Below are 1421 nucleotides of genomic sequence, written 5' to 3' on the forward strand. Positions count from 1 at the left end.
CCCGCGGCGCGACCTACGCCCGCACCCGCGCCACCGGGTTCCGCCTCGACGCGGGTCGGCTCGTCGCGGTGGAGACCGAGGCCGGCGCGATCCCGTGCGACCGGGCGGTGGTCGCCGCCGGCGCCCGCTCGGGCGCGCTGACCGCGAGCCTCGGCGACCGGCTGCCGCTGGAGAGCGAGCGCGGCTACCACGTGATGATCGCCGGTGCCGAGGCGGGGCCGCGCACCCCGGTGATGGCCTCGGACGCCAAGATGGTGGTCAACGCCATGGACGGCGGCCTGCGCGCGGCGGGCCAGGTCGAGTTCGCCGGGCTCGACGCGGCGCCGAACTGGAAGCGCGCCGAGATCCTGCGCGACCACCTGACCGGCATGTTCCCGGACCTGCCCGCGACCGTGCCGGCCGAGCGGATCCGGATGTGGCTCGGCCATCGCCCGAGCATGCCGGACGGGCGGCCCTGCATCGGCCGCGCCCGCCGCACCGGGGACGTGGTCTACGCCTTCGGCCACGGCCATGTCGGCCTCGTCGGGTCGGCGCGCACCGGGCGCCTCGTCGCCCAGCTCGTCGGCGGCGAGGCGCCCGAGATCCCGCTGGCGCCGTTCGACCCCGGCCGCTTTCTGTAGGGAAGCGGCACCCGGCCTACCGCGCCGGCCCGCCGATCAGCGCCCGGCGCAGCCGGCCGGACACGGCGTCGATCGCCGCCACGGCGACGAGGATCATCAGCACGAGGCAGGCGACCTGCTGCAGCTCGAGCACCCGGATCAGCTCGCTCAGGTACTGGCCGATGCCGCCCGCGCCGACGATGCCGATGATCGTCGCCGATCGGGTGTTCGATTCGAAGAAGTACAGCACCTGGCTGCCGAGCACCGGCAGGACGGCGGGCACGAGGCCGAAGCGGATGCGGTGGAGCGCGCCGCCGCCGGAGGCCGCGACGCCCTCGCCGTCGCAGCGATCGACGGTCTCGACCGCCTCCGAGAACAGCTTGCCGAGCGCCCCGACGTCGGAGCAGGCGATGGCCAGCGCACCGGCGAACGGCCCGAGCCCGACGACGTTGATCCAGACCAGCGCCCAGATCAGCACGTCGACCGAGCGGACCACGTCGAGGCCGCGGCGCACCGCGAAATGCGCGAACGGGTTCGGCACCACGTTCCGGGCCGCGAGCAGCGCCAGCGGGAAGGCGACCAGCGCCGCGGCCAGCGTCCCGAGGAAGGCGATGGCCAGGGTCTCGCCGAGCGCGTGCAGGAAATCGGGGAAGCGGCCGCCGGCCGAGGGCGGCAGCATCATCAGCGAGAACTCGGCGAGCCGCCCGAGGCCGCTCACGATGCGGGTGGCCGAGAAGTCGAGGCGCACCATCGCGAACGCCGCGAGCCCGAGGAGGGCGGCCAGGGTCGCGAGCGTCGCGAGCCGCGCGCCCCACGCGGTTC

General features: G+C 75.4%; 2 protein-coding genes. One reads left to right on the plus strand and one right to left on the minus strand.

The features are described 5' to 3' along the window. Window positions 1-620: FAD-dependent oxidoreductase (locus FV223_RS27575; RefSeq protein WP_147729870.1), on the plus strand; the 620-nt coding region annotated here is incomplete at its 5' end. Between the two features lie 16 nt (window positions 621-636). Here FV223_RS27575 and phnE read toward each other — a convergent pair. Next, window positions 637-1421 (minus strand): phosphonate ABC transporter, permease protein PhnE (gene phnE / locus FV223_RS27580; protein ID WP_147729871.1); only part of this gene is annotated, 785 nt, incomplete at its 5' end.

It is taken from the genome of Methylobacterium sp. WL116 (assembly GCF_008039455.1).
Taxonomy (GTDB): Bacteria; Pseudomonadota; Alphaproteobacteria; order Rhizobiales; family Beijerinckiaceae; genus Methylobacterium.